General features: G+C 62.2%; 15 protein-coding genes and 3 pseudogenes. 11 read left to right on the top strand and 7 right to left on the bottom strand.

Going from position 1 to position 14,270, the window contains the following annotated elements:
- Nucleotides 1-122: 122 nt before the first annotated feature.
- On the top strand, nt 123-908 hold the full coding sequence (locus ACX3M4_RS17990) for a DODA-type extradiol aromatic ring-opening family dioxygenase (protein ID WP_459354360.1): 786 nt from the start codon (nt 123-125) through the stop codon (nt 906-908).
- A gap of 7 nt (nt 909-915) precedes the next feature.
- Here the strand turns inward: ACX3M4_RS17990 and ACX3M4_RS17985 are convergent, their stop codons facing one another.
- Nucleotides 916-1,719 carry a helix-turn-helix transcriptional regulator gene (locus tag ACX3M4_RS17985; protein ID WP_459354359.1) on the bottom strand — a complete coding sequence of 268 codons (804 nt, stop codon included), beginning with the start codon at nt 1,717-1,719 and terminating at the stop codon, nt 916-918.
- Between the two features lie 61 nt (nt 1,720-1,780).
- Between ACX3M4_RS17985 and ACX3M4_RS17980 the strand changes: the two are divergent.
- Nucleotides 1,781-1,843: pseudogene (locus ACX3M4_RS17980) on the top strand (twin-arginine translocation signal domain-containing protein); the annotation flags it as partial.
- A 33-nt stretch (nt 1,844-1,876) separates the two neighbouring features.
- Nucleotides 1,877-2,266, top strand: a complete 390-nt coding sequence (locus tag ACX3M4_RS17975) for a VOC family protein (protein WP_459359454.1) — start codon at nt 1,877-1,879, stop codon at nt 2,264-2,266.
- Between the two features lie 34 nt (nt 2,267-2,300).
- On the opposite strand, the gene coaBC is transcribed toward ACX3M4_RS17975, so the two are convergent.
- The gene (gene coaBC / locus ACX3M4_RS17970; RefSeq protein ID WP_459354358.1) at nt 2,301-3,524 is read right to left on the bottom strand and encodes a bifunctional phosphopantothenoylcysteine decarboxylase/phosphopantothenate--cysteine ligase CoaBC; all 1,224 of its coding nucleotides are present in this window, start codon (nt 3,522-3,524) and stop codon (nt 2,301-2,303) included.
- A 41-nt stretch (nt 3,525-3,565) separates the two neighbouring features.
- Complete coding sequence (locus tag ACX3M4_RS17965) at nt 3,566-4,789, bottom strand: penicillin-binding protein activator (protein ID WP_459354357.1); 1,224 nt, start codon at nt 4,787-4,789, stop codon at nt 3,566-3,568.
- 165 nt (nt 4,790-4,954) lie between these two features.
- Between ACX3M4_RS17965 and rsmI the strand changes: the two genes are divergently transcribed.
- The 6 genes and pseudogenes from rsmI to ACX3M4_RS17935 form a co-directional block, all read left to right on the top strand.
- Nucleotides 4,955-5,869 (top strand): 16S rRNA (cytidine(1402)-2'-O)-methyltransferase, encoded by a 915-nt coding sequence (gene rsmI, locus ACX3M4_RS17960; RefSeq protein WP_459354356.1) that lies wholly within the window; start codon nt 4,955-4,957, stop codon nt 5,867-5,869.
- A complete protein-coding gene (locus ACX3M4_RS17955) occupies nt 5,869-6,258 on the top strand; it encodes a YraN family protein (RefSeq protein ID WP_459354355.1) in 390 nt (129 codons plus the stop codon). The genes rsmI and ACX3M4_RS17955 overlap by 1 nt, the downstream gene beginning before the upstream one ends.
- Nucleotides 6,259-6,645: 387 nt before the next feature.
- Complete coding sequence (gshB, locus tag ACX3M4_RS17950; RefSeq protein WP_459354354.1) at nt 6,646-7,593, top strand: glutathione synthase; 948 nt, start codon at nt 6,646-6,648, stop codon at nt 7,591-7,593.
- Nucleotides 7,594-7,705: 112 nt separating this feature from the next.
- The gene (locus ACX3M4_RS17945) at nt 7,706-8,035 is read left to right on the top strand and encodes an antibiotic biosynthesis monooxygenase (protein ID WP_459354353.1); all 330 of its coding nucleotides are present in this window, start codon (nt 7,706-7,708) and stop codon (nt 8,033-8,035) included.
- Between the two features lie 484 nt (nt 8,036-8,519).
- Nucleotides 8,520-8,951, top strand: a pseudogene (locus tag ACX3M4_RS17940) (LbetaH domain-containing protein); the annotation flags it as partial.
- Nucleotides 8,952-9,105: 154 nt separating this feature from the next.
- Nucleotides 9,106-9,321 (top strand): annotated as a pseudogene (locus ACX3M4_RS17935) (type B chloramphenicol O-acetyltransferase); the annotation flags it as partial.
- Nucleotides 9,322-9,397: 76 nt separating this feature from the next.
- Here the strand turns inward: ACX3M4_RS17935 and hppD are convergent.
- The gene (gene hppD, locus ACX3M4_RS17930) at nt 9,398-10,510 is read right to left on the bottom strand and encodes a 4-hydroxyphenylpyruvate dioxygenase (protein ID WP_459354352.1); all 1,113 of its coding nucleotides are present in this window, start codon (nt 10,508-10,510) and stop codon (nt 9,398-9,400) included.
- 128 nt (nt 10,511-10,638) lie between these two features.
- Between hppD and ACX3M4_RS17925 the strand changes: the two genes are divergently transcribed.
- A complete protein-coding gene (locus ACX3M4_RS17925) occupies nt 10,639-11,112 on the top strand; it encodes an Lrp/AsnC family transcriptional regulator (protein ID WP_459354351.1) in 474 nt (157 codons plus the stop codon).
- 9 nt (nt 11,113-11,121) lie between these two features.
- On the opposite strand, the gene ACX3M4_RS17920 is transcribed toward ACX3M4_RS17925, so the two are convergent.
- Entirely contained in the window at nt 11,122-11,637 is a 516-nt protein-coding gene (locus ACX3M4_RS17920; RefSeq protein WP_459354350.1) for a hypothetical protein, read from the bottom strand.
- Nucleotides 11,638-11,766: 129 nt separating this feature from the next.
- On the opposite strand from ACX3M4_RS17920, the gene ACX3M4_RS17915 reads away from it, so the two are divergent.
- Nucleotides 11,767-12,519, top strand: a complete 753-nt coding sequence (locus ACX3M4_RS17915; RefSeq protein ID WP_459354349.1) for a tellurite resistance TerB family protein — start codon at nt 11,767-11,769, stop codon at nt 12,517-12,519.
- Nucleotides 12,520-12,782: 263 nt separating this feature from the next.
- On the opposite strand, the gene ACX3M4_RS17910 is transcribed toward ACX3M4_RS17915, so the two are convergent.
- Together ACX3M4_RS17910 and ACX3M4_RS17905 are read right to left on the bottom strand one after the other, a co-directional pair.
- A complete protein-coding gene (locus tag ACX3M4_RS17910; protein ID WP_459354348.1) occupies nt 12,783-13,835 on the bottom strand; it encodes a TRAP transporter substrate-binding protein in 1,053 nt (350 codons plus the stop codon).
- 98 nt (nt 13,836-13,933) lie between these two features.
- Nucleotides 13,934-14,257: a 2Fe-2S iron-sulfur cluster-binding protein gene (locus tag ACX3M4_RS17905; protein ID WP_459354347.1), complete on the bottom strand. Its 324-nt coding sequence runs from the start codon at nt 14,255-14,257 to the stop codon at nt 13,934-13,936.
- Nucleotides 14,258-14,270 lie beyond the last annotated feature (13 nt).

Raw genomic sequence — 14,270 nt, 5'->3', positions numbered from 1 at the left:
GGTATCGCGTTTTCCTGATTGTCCAATCAGAGTGAACGAGCCTTTTCCCATTTCTGGGCTTATTCCGGCGGGCGGAATGTCTATTTTCCTGAAGGAAAGACATCTGACCGAGGAGCGGCTCCATGGCGGCGCCAACCAGCATTTCGCCCGTATTTTTTGCGCATGGCGCGCCGACCCTGGCGCTTGAGGACACGGCTGCCAGCCGGTTCCTGAAAAGCTTTGCCGCCTCGCAGCCGCGGCCGAAGGCGATCGTGATCCTGTCCGCTCATTGGGAGACGGACGGGCTGAAACTGTCGGCGCCCGGCCTTTTGCGCACCTATCACGATTTCCACGGCTTCCCGGCCCCGCTCTACGATATCGCCTACCCCGCTCGCGCGGATGTGGATCATGTCGATCAAGTTGCGCAGCTCCTGGAAGCCGCCGGTCATGACGTCGAACTGGATAGCCATTGGGGACTGGACCATGGCGCCTGGGTGCCGCTGTCGCTTGCCTATCCGGATGCCGATATTCCGGTGGTCGCCATGTCCCTGCCCCATGACAGCACGCCGGCCTCTGTCCACGAGCTTGGCCGGACTCTGGCTCCGCTCAAGGACAAGGGCATCCTTTTGGCCGGCTCCGGCAGCACGACGCACAATTTGCGTGAATTCGGCCCTCAGGGGTCCTCGACACCGGCCTGGGCGGCCGATTTCGACCGCTGGCTCGACGACGGCCTCAATGCCGGATCGATCGGCTATTTCAAGGACCTGAACCGGGGTCCGCAATTCCGCCGCAACCACCCGACGGACGAGCATCTCCTGCCGCTCTTCTTTGCTTTTGGCGCAGGCGGACCGGACGCCAGGGCGCAGTTGCTGCACCGAAGCTACGAATACGGCTCCATCAGCATGAGCTACTTCCGCTTCGCGGCCTGAAAGAGCTTCAGGCCGGCAGGTAGACGGTTACCGAAAAGTCCCGCCCGGCCCCTTCCGGCCTCAGCACGGAATGCCGCCATCTGGTAACACGGCCGCCTGACAGGATTGTCTTTGTCCAGTCTGCCGCGGGCGCGATCTCAGCCGATGTCCAGATGCGCGCGAAATCCGGTGAAACCTCGTGAAGCCGGCTCAGCAGGCTGACGACATCCGCCTCTGTGGCAAAAGCCGCGGTCGAAGCGCGAAACTGTGCGGCCGCCATCCGGGCCACCTCACCCCAGTCGCAAAAGAGCCTTTTCCAGTCCGGATCCAGAAACAGCCGTGCCAGCACGTTGCCACGAACCGGGTCGCTGCGGACAAACGGGCCGACGAGATTAGCCGCGTCGCCGTTGCAGGCGACAACGTTCCACGTCCGGTCGAGCGCGTAGGCGGGATGCGGCGACAGCCGGGTCACGAGATCCGAAACGGCTCCGGGTGCCGCCTGCAGGGACGGCAGATCGAGATCGTCCGGCCGGGCGAGCGTGCGCAGGTAGAGCGCCTCCGTTCGATTCAACTCGAGCGCCCGCACAAGCCGCGCGAGCGTTTCGGGCGACATGCGGACGTCGCGCCCCTGTTCAAGCCACGTATACCAGACAACGGAAATGGCAGCCGCGTCGGCGACCTCCTCACGCCGCAGGCCGGGCGTGCGTCTGCGCCTTTCGGTCGACGAAACCGTCATCCGCTCCCGGGCCGCGCGCAGGAAAGCACCAAGTTCCTGACGCCGGATCGCGTCCGCGTCCAAGCGGGTAGAGGAGGTACCAGTATGATCCGTCATCTTTTCCCGCTCCTGCGTCTCGGCAATATCCAGGGGTCACAAACGATAAAGAGACGGATCAATGCCAACGACAAGACGTGATTTTCTTACCGCGGCGGCCGCCTCCGGTGCGGTTTTCTTAGCACAATCGGCAAACGCTCACACGGGAGAAGCTTCCATGAACGCGCTCAAGGCCATTAAGGCCATCGACTACACCGTCATTTTCGCCCGAGACATGCCGGCAATGCGCCGGTTCTACGGGGACATCCTGCAATTCCCGCTCGTGCGGGAGCTGGGGCCGCAATGGATCGAATTTGCCGTGGGTTCTCAAGTGCTGGCACTGACCGAACGGGGGCTCATCTGGAACGATACGCCGACGGCAGCCGGGCAGTTGTCGCTGCAGCTTGCCTTCCGGGTCTCGCCGGAGGAGGTCTCGGCCTGTGCTCGGGAACTGGAGGGAAAGGGGATCGAGATGGCCTTGCCCGTCACCGACCAGCCCTGGGGGCACCGGACGCTGTTCTTCCGGGACCCGGACGGCAACATCCTGGAAATCTACGCGGAAATCTGAAAGGCCGTGCTTGCGGATTCGGCTCCGGAGGACCTCAGCCCGTGAGCGCTTGCGCAGCCCGGGCAATGATGCGCCGGGCGACTTCGCCCTTGTCCAGCTCCGGCCAGTCCTCGACGCCGTCGCGGCTGACGACGCGGATGGTGTTGGCATCGCCCCCCATGATGCCCGTCGTCGGACTGACATCGTTGGCGATGATCCAGTCGGCGTTCTTGCGTTCCAGCTTGGAGCGGGCGTTGTCGATCAGGTTCTGGGTCTCGGCGGCAAAGCCGATCAGGAGGTTCGGCCTGAGCGTGTCGTGATGGCCGACGGTTGCCAGGATATCCGGGTTTTCCGTCAGCTCCAGCGCCGGCGGATTGCCGCTGCCGTCCTTCTTGATCTTCTGCGCGCCTTCCGACGCCACCCGCCAGTCGGCGACGGCGGCCGCCATGATGGCGATATCCGCCGGCAGGTTGCCTTCCACCGCCTTCAGCATGGCAGCGGCGCTTTCCACGTGAATGACATTGACATGCGCCGGATCGGGCAGGGTAACCGGGCCGGAAACCAGCGTCACCCGGGCGCCCGCCTCCCAGGCGGCGCGGGCAAGGGCATGGCCCTGCTTGCCGGAGGACCGGTTGGCGATATAGCGCACCGGATCGATCGGCTCATGGGTCGGCCCGGAGGTGATCAGAACGTGTTTGCCGGCGAGCGGCAGCGTGCCGGCCCTGATTGCCGCGTCCCGCAGCACCGCTTCGGCAGCAGCGACGATCTCCAGCGGCTCGCTCATGCGCCCGGTGCCCGCCTCGCCCCGCTCGGCCATCTCACCGGCTGCAGGGCCGCAAAAGGCAATGCCGCGAGTTTTCAAAAGCGCGCGATTGCGCTTCGTCGCGTCGTTGTCCCACATTTTCGGGTTCATGGCGGGCGCTGCCAGCACAGGCTTGTCTGTCGCCAGCAGGATGGCGGTTGCAAGGTCGTCGGCGATGCCATGGGCCATCTTGGCCATCAGGTTGGCGGTGGCCGGCGCCACGAGCACAAGATCGTGGTCCCGCGCCAGGCGGATATGGCCGACATCGTGTTCCGCCTGCCGGTCGAAAAGATCGGTATAGACGGTCTCGGCCGAAAGAGCCCCGGCGGCCAGCGGGGTGATGAATTCCTGCGCGCCCTTGGTCATCACCGGGATCACCCTTGCGCCGCGTTCCTTCAGCCGCCGGATCAGGTCCAGGGACTTGTAGGCGGCAATGCCGCCGCTGATGATCAGCACGATTTCCTTGCCGCTCAGCATTTGACAAAGCACTCCCTGAGACTTGCCGGTGAGGAGAAAAATCAGAACCCGGTGCGGAAGTCCCGCGGCGCCGGGGAGATCACCTGCGTTCCCTGGCCCGTGATCTGGTAGACGGCAAGGCCGCGCTGGTTGAGACCATTGGATTGGAAGCGGAAGAGGCCGTCAATGCCGATGAAGCCGTCGCGGTTTGTGATGATGCTCTGCTGGAAGCGCTGTTGCCCGGCGGAGCGGATCAGCCCGGCGGCCAGCGTCACGCCGTCATAGACAAGGCTGGCATTGCGCGGTGGCACAGACCCGTAGGCTGTTTGATACCGCTGCGCGAAGGCCTGAAAGCCCTTGTCCTCGGGGCCGGCAAACCAGGCACCCGCCAGCACCGGGTTGTTCTTCACCTGCGGCGAGTCCCACTGTCCGGTGCCGAGCAATTTGATATTGCCGAGATTGGCACCCTGGCTGACCAGCGTCTGCACCACCACGGACGGTACGCCGCCGCCCGCTGGCACGAACAGCGCGTCGGAGTTGGTGAGCACCGATTTCAGCGCCGCCGTCTTGGCAACGAGATCCGCCGTGTCGGAGCCCTCCAGCTTGTAACGCTGGATCGAGGCGATCCGGCCGGCGCCGCGGCCGACTTCCTGGCGGAATGCCGCCTCGACCACGGCCCCGTAGGACCCTTCCGGGATGAGCGCCGTGTAGGAGCTCTTGTTCTGGCTGTTGGCATAGCCGATGACGCGCTTGACGTCGTTCTCCGGCAGGAAGCTGAGGAGATAGACGCCTCGCGCGGCAACGGATGTATCCGTCGAAAAGGCGATCACCGGTACGCCGGTCGCCCGGGCTGCCTGGGCAGCGCCGGCAACGGCGGGGGAAAACACGGGACCCAGGATCAGCTCCGCGCCTTCGGCAATGGCCGCCTGCGCCGCCGCACGGCCGCCTTCCGCGGTGCCGCCTGTATCCTTCACCAGCAGCTGCACATCGGCGCTCGGGAAATTCTGCAGGGCGAGGGCGGCGGCGTTCTTGAAGACGGTGCCGATGGAGGCATTGCCGCTGGCGCTTGCCAGGGGCAGCAGCAGCCCGACCCGGACGCCGCCGGTCCCGATGACCTCGCCTGTCGTCTGCGGCAGCGCACTCGGCTGGATCTGGTCGCCCGGAACGGAACCGAGATTGGAGCCCATGCAGCCGCCGAGCAGTAGCGTGCTGGCGCCGGCCAGAGCCGTTTTCAGGAAAACTCGTCTGCGCTGTTGCACGTCGTCGCCCCGCAGTCCACTTGCCATATCTGTCAATCCACCCTTTGGAAAAGACTTACGTACTCGCTATGGACCTGTAAAGATTTAGTGGCGTTTCAATGGCATATCCACGCGATCATCGGTGGATTTGCCTTGCATTGGTTGTATCGAGAGGCTAGCGCAAGACAAAAGCAGGCGAGAAAGGAAGGCGACATGAGCAGGGAGACGGCCGCACCGGGCGCGGACAAAAACCGCTACAGCCTTGCCGAACATGCCTTCACCGCGCCCAATCTGGAGCCGGCGCTCTATATCGTCTCGACGCCCATCGGCAATCTCGGCGACATCACCGTCCGGGCGCTGGAAACGCTGGCCGCCGCCAGTGTGATTGCCTGCGAGGATACGCGGGTGACGGCGACGCTGACGCAACGCTTTTCCCTGAAAGCCCCGCTCCTGGCCTATCACGAGCACAACGCGGAAAAGCAGCGGCCGAAGATCCTGGAAGCGCTGGAGGATGGCCGGGCCGTGGCACTGGTCTCCGATGCCGGTACGCCACTCGTCTCCGATCCGGGTTACAGGCTGGTGCGCGATGTTGTCGCGGCAGGCTTTCGTGTCATCCCGATCCCCGGTGCATCAGCACCGCTTGCCGGTCTCGTCGCCGCTGGCCTGCCGAGCGACACCGTGCTCTTTGCCGGGTTCCTGCCGCAAAAGGGCGGGCCGAAGACCCGCCGCCTGGAAGAGCTGAAATCGATCCCGGCAACGCTTGTCTTCTTCGAATCCCCCCACCGCCTGCCCGCGACCCTTGTGCAGATGGCGGAGGTGCTGGGCGGTTACCGCGAAGCCGTCGTCGCGCGGGAGCTGACCAAGCGCTTCGAAACCTTCGAGCGCGGCAGCCTCTCAGAACTCGCGGAGCGTTTCGACGGCCAGACCGTCAAGGGCGAGATCGTCATCCTGGTGGGCCCGCCCGAAGACAAGCCGGAAGCCGACAGCTCGGATCTGGACAGCCTCTTGACCGAGGCCCTGGCCGAGATGCCCGTCAGCGCCGCCGCCAAGAAGATTTCCAAGGCGACCGGCCTCGACCGCAACGAGGTCTATAAGCGCGCGCTGGAACTGAAGGCGGACGCGGACTGATGGCGCGGGGCGGCGACGGCCTTTCCAGCGATCGCCGCCGCAAGGCCCAGACGCTTGGCCTGCACGCGGAAACCTATGCCGCCTGGTATCTGCGCCTCACCGGCTGGCGCATCCTGAAGCGCCGCTACAAGACAAGTTCCGGCGAGATCGACATCATCGCCAAGCGCCGCAAGACGGTGGCCTTCATCGAGGTCAAGGCGCGGAAAACGCGGGAAGCGGCGCTGGAGGCGGTGACGCCCGCCAGCCAGAAACGCATCTCCCGCGCCGCCAGGTTCTTTGTCACCCGGCACCCGAAGGCAGGGTTCTACACGCTCCGCTTCGACATCGTCATCATCCGCCCCTGGGCGCTGCCAGAGCGGATTGCGAATGCGTTCGAGGCGTGGGAGTAGACACGCCACTTGTTCCTCCGTCGTCATTCCGGACAAGTGAGGCGCAGCCGAACGCAGATCCGGAGTGATGGAGAGCTATCGAAGCTGGCAAGGAAGGCTCCCTCTCCCATTGGGAGAGGGATGGGGTGAGGGTGCAAAACTCTCAGAAAAGACACTAATGTCTGACCCCTCACCCGGCGCTTTGCGCCGACTTCTCCCAACGGGAGAGGTATATAGGTGCTGTCGGCTGCTTTTTACGATCAAACGTCCTTGTCCGGAATGACATTGAGGCAAAGGCAGAAGCTTCTCACCTCCCCCTCTGGACAAAGCGGACCCCGCACCGCATATCTGGACCAATCGTTCTGAAAATCCCAAAGCGCCTCGGGCGCGCCCGCCGGGAGTTGCCTCATGGCTTTGAAAGTAGCGGTCCAGATGGACCATATCTCGTCCATCAACATTGCCGGCGACAGCGCCTTTGCGATGATGCTGGAGGCAAAGGCCCGCGGGCATGAGCTTTATCATTATACGCCCGAGCGCCTGGCGATGCGCGGCGAGGAGGTCTTCTGCGCGCTGGAGCCGGTGGATGTGCGCGACGTCAAGGGCGATCATTTCACCCTCAGTGAGAAGCGGCGCATGAACATGCGCGAGATCGACGTGGTGCTGATGCGCCAGGATCCGCCTTTCGATCTCTCCTATATCGCGGCAACCCACATCCTGCAGAAGATCCATCCGGATACCCTTGTGGTGAACGACCCTGTTTCCGTGCGCAACGCGCCGGAAAAACTGTTCGTCACCGAATTTCCGGACCTGATGCCACCGACCCTGATCACTAAGGACAGGGCCGAGATCGACCTCTTCCGCGAGGAATACGGCGACATCGTCATGAAGCCGCTGTTTGGTCATGGCGGTGCGGCGGTCTTCCGCGTTACGCGCGACGATCTCAATTATGGTTCGCTCTACGATTTCTTCGCCGCCACCTTCCGCGAACCCTGGGTGATTCAGCAGTTCCTGCCGAACGTGAAACACGGCGACAAGCGCATCCTGCTGGTCGACGGCGAATTTGCCGGTGCGGTCAACCGGGTGCCGGCGGCAGGAGACCTGCGCTCCAACATGGTGCGCGGCGGCGCGCCGACCGACAGCGAACTCACCGAGCGCGAACGCGAGATCTGCGCCCGCCTCGGGCCGTCGCTGAAAGAGCAGGGCCTCATTCTGGTCGGCATCGACGTCATCGACGGCTGGCTGACGGAAATCAATGTCACCGCCCCGACCGGCATCCGTGCCATCCGCAATCTCGGCGGCCCGGATGTGGCGGCGATGGTCTGGGACGTGCTGGAAGCGAAAGTGGCAGCGAAATAAGCCGCTTGGCCCCGATGAAATGCGTTTGGGCTACCTCGGAAATCCTGCTTGACCTCAATTTAAGTTGAGGTTGTAGGGCTGTATCTCCTTCAGGAAAATCAAGGAGGTCAGCATGAGTGCAGAGACCACATCGCAGTCCATTTACCGCGTCGACAGCTTCGAGGTGCCGCTTCAATCGCGCGACGCGCTGCTGGAGCGGCTCACCATCATTCGCGGGTTCTTGCAGGATATCGAGGGCTGTCTCCAGAACCTTGTCCTTGAACAGCCAGCAAGCGCGGAAACCGCGAAATTCGTCACCTTTGTCGAGTGGCGGAATGAGGACGTGTTCCGGGCTGCAAAGATGAGGATGGCCGAGGAATACCGCAAGGCGGACTTCAACCCGCAGGCCTTCCTGAAGCAGATCGGCGCGAAGGCGGTGATGGGGAACTTTGCCGCTGTGTGAAGCCGACCCGGAACAGAGCCTTCTTCGGCGGGCACTTGCCCGCCAGGACCACCTCTCCCCCACGAGCCGCACCCTTGAGCAAATCGCGTTTTATCGGAATCGCTTTTCGCTGTCTGAAATCAGAGATTTCAACGCAAAAAGCGATGCAAGACATTTCCAGTTAAACGCGATACGCTCTAAAACCTGCGATTGCGCAAAAAAAACCTCCGCGTGGGGGCGGAGGTAAAAAAGTTTGTGCTTAGACAATGCAACAGAGGGCCTACTCGGCAGCCTCTGTCAGTAAAACCCCTGCCCCGCGGACTTCTTCCTTGATGGGGAGAAAATTTGTTTGAAGAATTTTTGTCGCTTCCGTCAAGCAGACTTTATTAATTGCAAAAACAATGATTTAGCTGATCGGTAGACGTAAAATTTTGACAAGATTTTTTATCAAACGCCCCTGAAGCAGTCTCTTCGGAAGCTGCACCGTGGCGCAACGAGGCCATCCATGAACAATTTTTTCGAAAGCCCGTTCAAGGGCATTGCGCTCGACAAACAGGTGACCAATCCGAACATCTCCGTCGGCCGCTACAGCTATTATTCCGGGTATTACCATGGGCACAGCTTTAACGAATGCGCCCGTTACCTGTCGGGCGAGGACAACGAGGACCGGCTGATTGTCGGCAGTTTCTGTTCGATCGCCACCGGCGCGGCGTTCATCATGGCGGGCAACCAGGGGCACCGGGCCGACTGGGTCAGCACGTTTCCTTTTGCCTATGAACCGGATGCACCGCAATTTGCCGGTGCCGCGAACGGTTATCTCGGCAAGGGCGACACGGTGATCGGCAACGATGTCTGGATCGGTACCGAGGCGATCATCATGCCCGGCATCAAGGTCGGCGACGGCGCGGTTATCGGCACAAGAGCGCTAGTGGAGCGAATTTGACATTTGAGTCCCGCTCGCGGCTAGGCTGATGCTCAAATGTCAAATTCAACAGCTCCACTAGAATCATATATTTATCTAGTGGTTCTTATGATTCTGACATTTGCTCCAGCGCTAGCAGCAGGGGGATGCAAATGTCAGAATCGAACCACTAGTGACAAGGGATGTCGAGCCCTATGCCATTGTCGGCGGCAATCCGGCGAAGCTGATCAGGAAGCGGTTCAGCGACGAGCGCATCGCCCTGCTTCTGGAAATGGCCTGGTGGGACTGGCGGGACGAGACGTTGTCCCGGGCCATGAAACTGCTGACAAGCGGCGATATCGAAGCGCTCTACCATTTCTGGCAGGACGAGGTCCGGGTGGCCTGAGTGGGATCTTATAAAGGATCAAGGCCGCTTCTCCCTTGCGAAGAAGCGGCCTTCCAAAGCAACCGGCAAGTGGGAATTACTCGGCGGCTTCAGTCTTGATCACGCCCCGGCGGATCTGGTCTTCCTCGATGGATTCGAACAGGGCGCGGAAATTGCCTTCGCCGAAACCTTCATCGCCCTTGCGCTGGATGAATTCGAAGAAGATCGGACCGATCACGGTCTTGGAGAAGATCTGCAGCAGGATCTTGGTCATGCCGCCATCGACGACGCCTTCGCCGTCGATGAGGATGCCATGGCGCTTCATGCGCTCGATCGGTTCGTCATGCCCGGAAACGCGGGCGCGGGAGCGCTCGTAATAGGTCTCCGGTGGGCCGGGCATGAACTTCAGGCCATTTTCCGCCAGCTGGTCGGTGCTTTCGTAGATATTGTCCGTGCCGACCGCGATGTGCTGGATGCCTTCGCCGTTATACTTCTTCAGATATTCCTCGATCTGGCTGGTGTCGTCCTTGGACTCGTTCAGGGGAATGCGGATCTTGCCGCAGGGGCTGGTGATCGCCCGGCTGACAAGGCCGGTGATGCGCCCGTCGATATCGAAGAAATGGATCTGCTTGAAGTTGAAGAGGTCGCGGTAGAAGTCCCACCACTTGTCCATGTTGCCGCGATAGACGTTGTGGGTCAGGTGGTCGAGGTAATAGAAGCCGACGCCCTTCGGCTGTGGATCGAATTCGCGCAGCCAGGTGAATTCCTTCGAATAGGCCGAGCCCTTCTCGCCGTAGGTGTCGACGAAATAGAGCAGCGATCCGCCGATGCCGACGATGGCCGGCACGTCCAGGGTCTTGTCGTCGCCTTCATAGGGCGTCGCGCCCCTGGCGACAGCGTGCTCAAAGGTTTTTTGCGCATCGACGACGCGCCAGGCCATGGACGGGGCGCAGGGACCGTGCGTGTCGACGAAGCGCATGCCGAAGCTGCCGGGCTCGGCATTCAACACATAGGTGACGTCGCTCTGGCGGTAGAGCGTGATGTTCCTGGTCCTGTGCCTGGCGACCGGCACATAGCCCATCTTGCGGAAGAGCTCGTCCAGCTTTTCCGGCTCCGGGTGCGCAAATTCGACGAATTCGAAACCGTCGGTCCCGGCCGGATTGTCCGGTGTGATCCGCGCAGGCGGTGCGTTATGCGGAAACGGTCCCATTCGGGGCTCCTCCTCGTTCGAGAAATCATTTTCCTCAGAATGCCGCCAAACCCGCGCAGGGTGTGTGCAATCCACGTGATTTCCCGTATGATGTTGCATCGAACGTGCGTGAAAATCGGGAGAGGCGCATGAGCGTTGCATTGGATGGCTATGACGTGAAGCTGCTGGCCGCATTGCAGGACAATGCCGCGCTGACCAACGCGGAGCTGGGCGAGGTGATCAGCCTCTCAGCCAGCCAGGTCTCGAGACGTCGGCAGAAGCTGGAAGAGGCCGGCGTCATCCGCCGATACCGCGCGGCCCTCGATCCGGAAGCGCTGGGGCTAACGGTGACGGCCTTTGTCGGCGTGACGCTCGGTGCGCATTCGAAGGAAAACGCGCGCAAGTTCCGAAACATGGTCAAAGCCATGCCGGAAGTGCAGGAAGCGCACACGCTGACGGGCGATGTCGACTATATGCTGAAGGTCGTGGTGCCGGATCTGAAGGCGCTCAGTGACTTCATCAATGACGACCTTCTGCCGCAGGAGGCCGTCCACCATGTCCGGTCTTCGATCGCCATGGAAACGCTGAAGGACGACAATTTGCTGCCGCTGGGTACGTCCTGAAACGGCAAATCAAAGACCGAAGAGCTTGATCAGATCCGACCAGAAATCCTTGCGCAGTCCGGGCAGGTCAGGGGCTGCATTGCCATTGACGTCGGCCAGGCAGATATCCGAATAGGCTTTTTGCGCGGAAAACAGACAGCCGGTATCGCTGTAGGAATCTGAATGGTAGATCCGGGTTCCGACAAGGGTTTTGTAGATCAGCTCTGGCCGGTCCACCCCGCCGACTGTCCTGAAAACGTAGGTCGGATACTCCTCGCCGCTCGGCAAGCCGCGATCCTGCACGGCGTGAACGGTGATCTGCGTGCCGGTGCCCTGGTGGTAATGGACAAGCTTGCCGGTCGAACTCTCCTCGGTGGCAGCCAGCGCCTCAAGATAGGCCTGCTTCAATCCGTCTTCTTCGATCTCGGCATAGGAGTCCGGCGCATCGCCCGCAGAAGAGGATCGGGCCGGAGAGGCGGCAATCATGAGTGCAGCCAAAGCAAAACCGGCAATTCGAAAGAAGTCGGTGGTCCGGTCTTTTGCCATTGGATCTCTTGCGACAGGTCGTAAATTGTACGCGACTGTAGCGCAAACTTGCGTCCGGGACAGAAAATCCCATTTGTTAGGACGATCGTGATTTCGGCCCGTCAGGGCGGCATAATTGTGGAGCAGACGATGTTTGATGCAAAATCCTTGCTGGACCAGTTTATGGGCGCTCAGGGCGGGCGGCCCGGCCCACACGACGGTGGCCGCCAGGGAGGTCGTCAGGGTGGCTCCGGGGACCTTCTCTCGCAAGGCAAGGACTTCCTCTCCTCCCAGGGTGGTGGCCTCGCGCTCGGCGGCCTTGCCGGCCTGATGCTCGGCACCAAATCCGGTCGCAAGATCGGCAAGAAGGCGGTGACCTATGGCGGTCTCGCCCTGGTCGCCGGCCTCGCCTACAAGGCCTATCAGGGCTACCAGGCAAATCAGCAGAATGCACCGCGGCCGCAATATCCGGCGGATGAGCCGATCCCGCTGGAAGCCCCGCGCGGTACTGCCTTCGATCCGTGCGAACATCCCGGCGGCGAGCACCAGTTGGCAACGGCATTGCTGACGGCCATGATCGCCGCCGCCAAGGCGGACGGCAACATCGACAGGGACGAACAGAACCGCATCTTCGCCAAGATCGACGAAGCCGGCCTCGACAGCGAAGCCAAGGCCTTCCTGATGGACGAGCTGCGGTCACCGCTCGACCTCGACAAGGTGGTTTCCAGCGCCACCTGCCAGGAGACGGCCGCCGAGATCTATGCCGCCTCCCGCCTTGCCATCGATCCGGATCATCCGGCCGAACGGGCCTATCTGCAGATGCTGGCCGCACGGCTGAACCTTGACGACGGTCTCGTCAATGAAATCGACCTCGCCGTCCGCGAAGCGCAGATGGCGGACTGAGCGGCTTCCTTGGCGGAGGCTGGGCGGTCGCCTTTGGCGAGGTCAACTCCCTCTCCCGTTGGGAGAGGTTATCGGGCTTGGGCCGGCTCGATCGCTCAGTTACGAATGTCCTGAAATCGAAAGAGGCGCTCTGCAGCTTGTCCGCTGCAGAACGCCCCTGGCAACCGGCAACCCCGCACGGCTTCGCGATGGCAAGCCGCGCGGGGCGATTTTGCACCGGCCCTGTGGGGAAGCCGGTGCCGAGAGCCGGTTATCTGACCCCGTCAGTTGGCGGTGTTTTCCGCAATCAGCTCAAGGGCACGCTGGTACAACCCGCTGCCGTCGAGGCCCTTCTCGTCCATCTCCACGATCCACTTCTCGCGCGTCGGCGCGGCAGCCTCCTTCCAGCGGGCGATCTCTTCCGCTGGGAGTTCGATCATGGCGCCGCCCTTGGCGATCGCATCATCCCGCGGCGGGGCGTCGTCGGCCTGCATCTGCCTGCCTGCGAAGGCAGAGAGCTCAAGGCCTGAATTGTTGTCGATGACCGCCTTCAGGTCATCGGGAAGCGCGTCATAGGTGGCCCGGTTCATGGCGAGCACAAAGGTCGCCGTATAAAGCGCGTCCTTGCCGAAATCCGTGTGGTTGCTGACGAGCTCGTTGATCTTCAGGGCGCCGGTCACTTCCCAGGGCACCACTGTGGCATCGATCACGCCCTTGGAAAGGGCTTCCGGCACGGCCGGCACCGGCATGCCGACCGGTGTCGCGCCAAGTGCGCTGAACATCTCGTTGGTGACGCGTGTCGGCGCGCGCAGTTTGACGCCGTTGAGATCGTCGAGCGAGTCGATCGGTTCCTTCGAGTGGATCAGTCCCGGCCCGTGCACCCAGAGCCCCAGAACCTTCATGTCCTTGAAGTCCTGGTCCAGCATGGTTTCTTCCGCCAGCTGCCAGTAGGCGCGAGAGACAGCCTCGGCATCTGTCATGATGAAGGGCAGTTCGAACACTTCGGTCCGCGGAAAGCGGCCTGGCGTATAGCCGGGCAGGGTCCAGACAATGTCGGCGACGCCGTCGATCGCCTGGTCGATCAGCTCCGGCGGCTTGCCGCCAAGCTGCATTGCGGGAAAGTGCTGGATCTCGATCCGCCCGCCGGACTCTTCCTGGATCTTCGCCATCCAGGGTTCCAGGATATTGCGCGGCACGCTCGCCTGCGCCGGCAGCATCTGGTGCAGCCGCAGGGTGACATCCGCCGCCGCTACGGGTGCGGATGCGCTTGCAAGCGTCAGGCCTGCGGCCAGAACCGCCTCCGCCGCCAGTGTTGTCAGTGTCTTGTAAGTCGCCATGATGTCCTCCCTTTCGAAGTGCCGCCTGCCGGGTTTTCCGTCTCGCCGGCGGCCTGATCGGCCGTCTCCCACCGGCCGTTGGTGATGATGTTTCGCTCTCAGGCCTGTTCCTCCGGCAGATGCACGATGAGCCCGTCCATATCGCTGCTGAGTTTCAGCTGGCAGGAAAGGCGCGAGGTGCCGCGCAGTTCGGCAGCCGCGCATTCCAGCATGTCCACTTCGCCGTCGACCCGTGCGCCGGTCTTTTGCGCCCAGGCCTCGTCCACGTAGCAATGGCAGGTCGCACACATCATGGCGCCACCGCATTCGGCAAAGATGCCGTCGACATCGTGGTTCACCGCGGTTTCCATGACGCTGGAGCCTGGTTCACCGCGAACCGTGATGCTGTTGCCGTCCGGCTGGACGAAGGTGACCTCCACCATGTAGCCTCTCCTT

The sequence above is a fragment of the Roseibium sp. M-1 genome, from assembly GCF_054515675.1.
The sequence above is the reverse complement of the archived record's forward strand: the minus strand, read 5'-3'. Positions and strand labels throughout refer to the sequence as shown.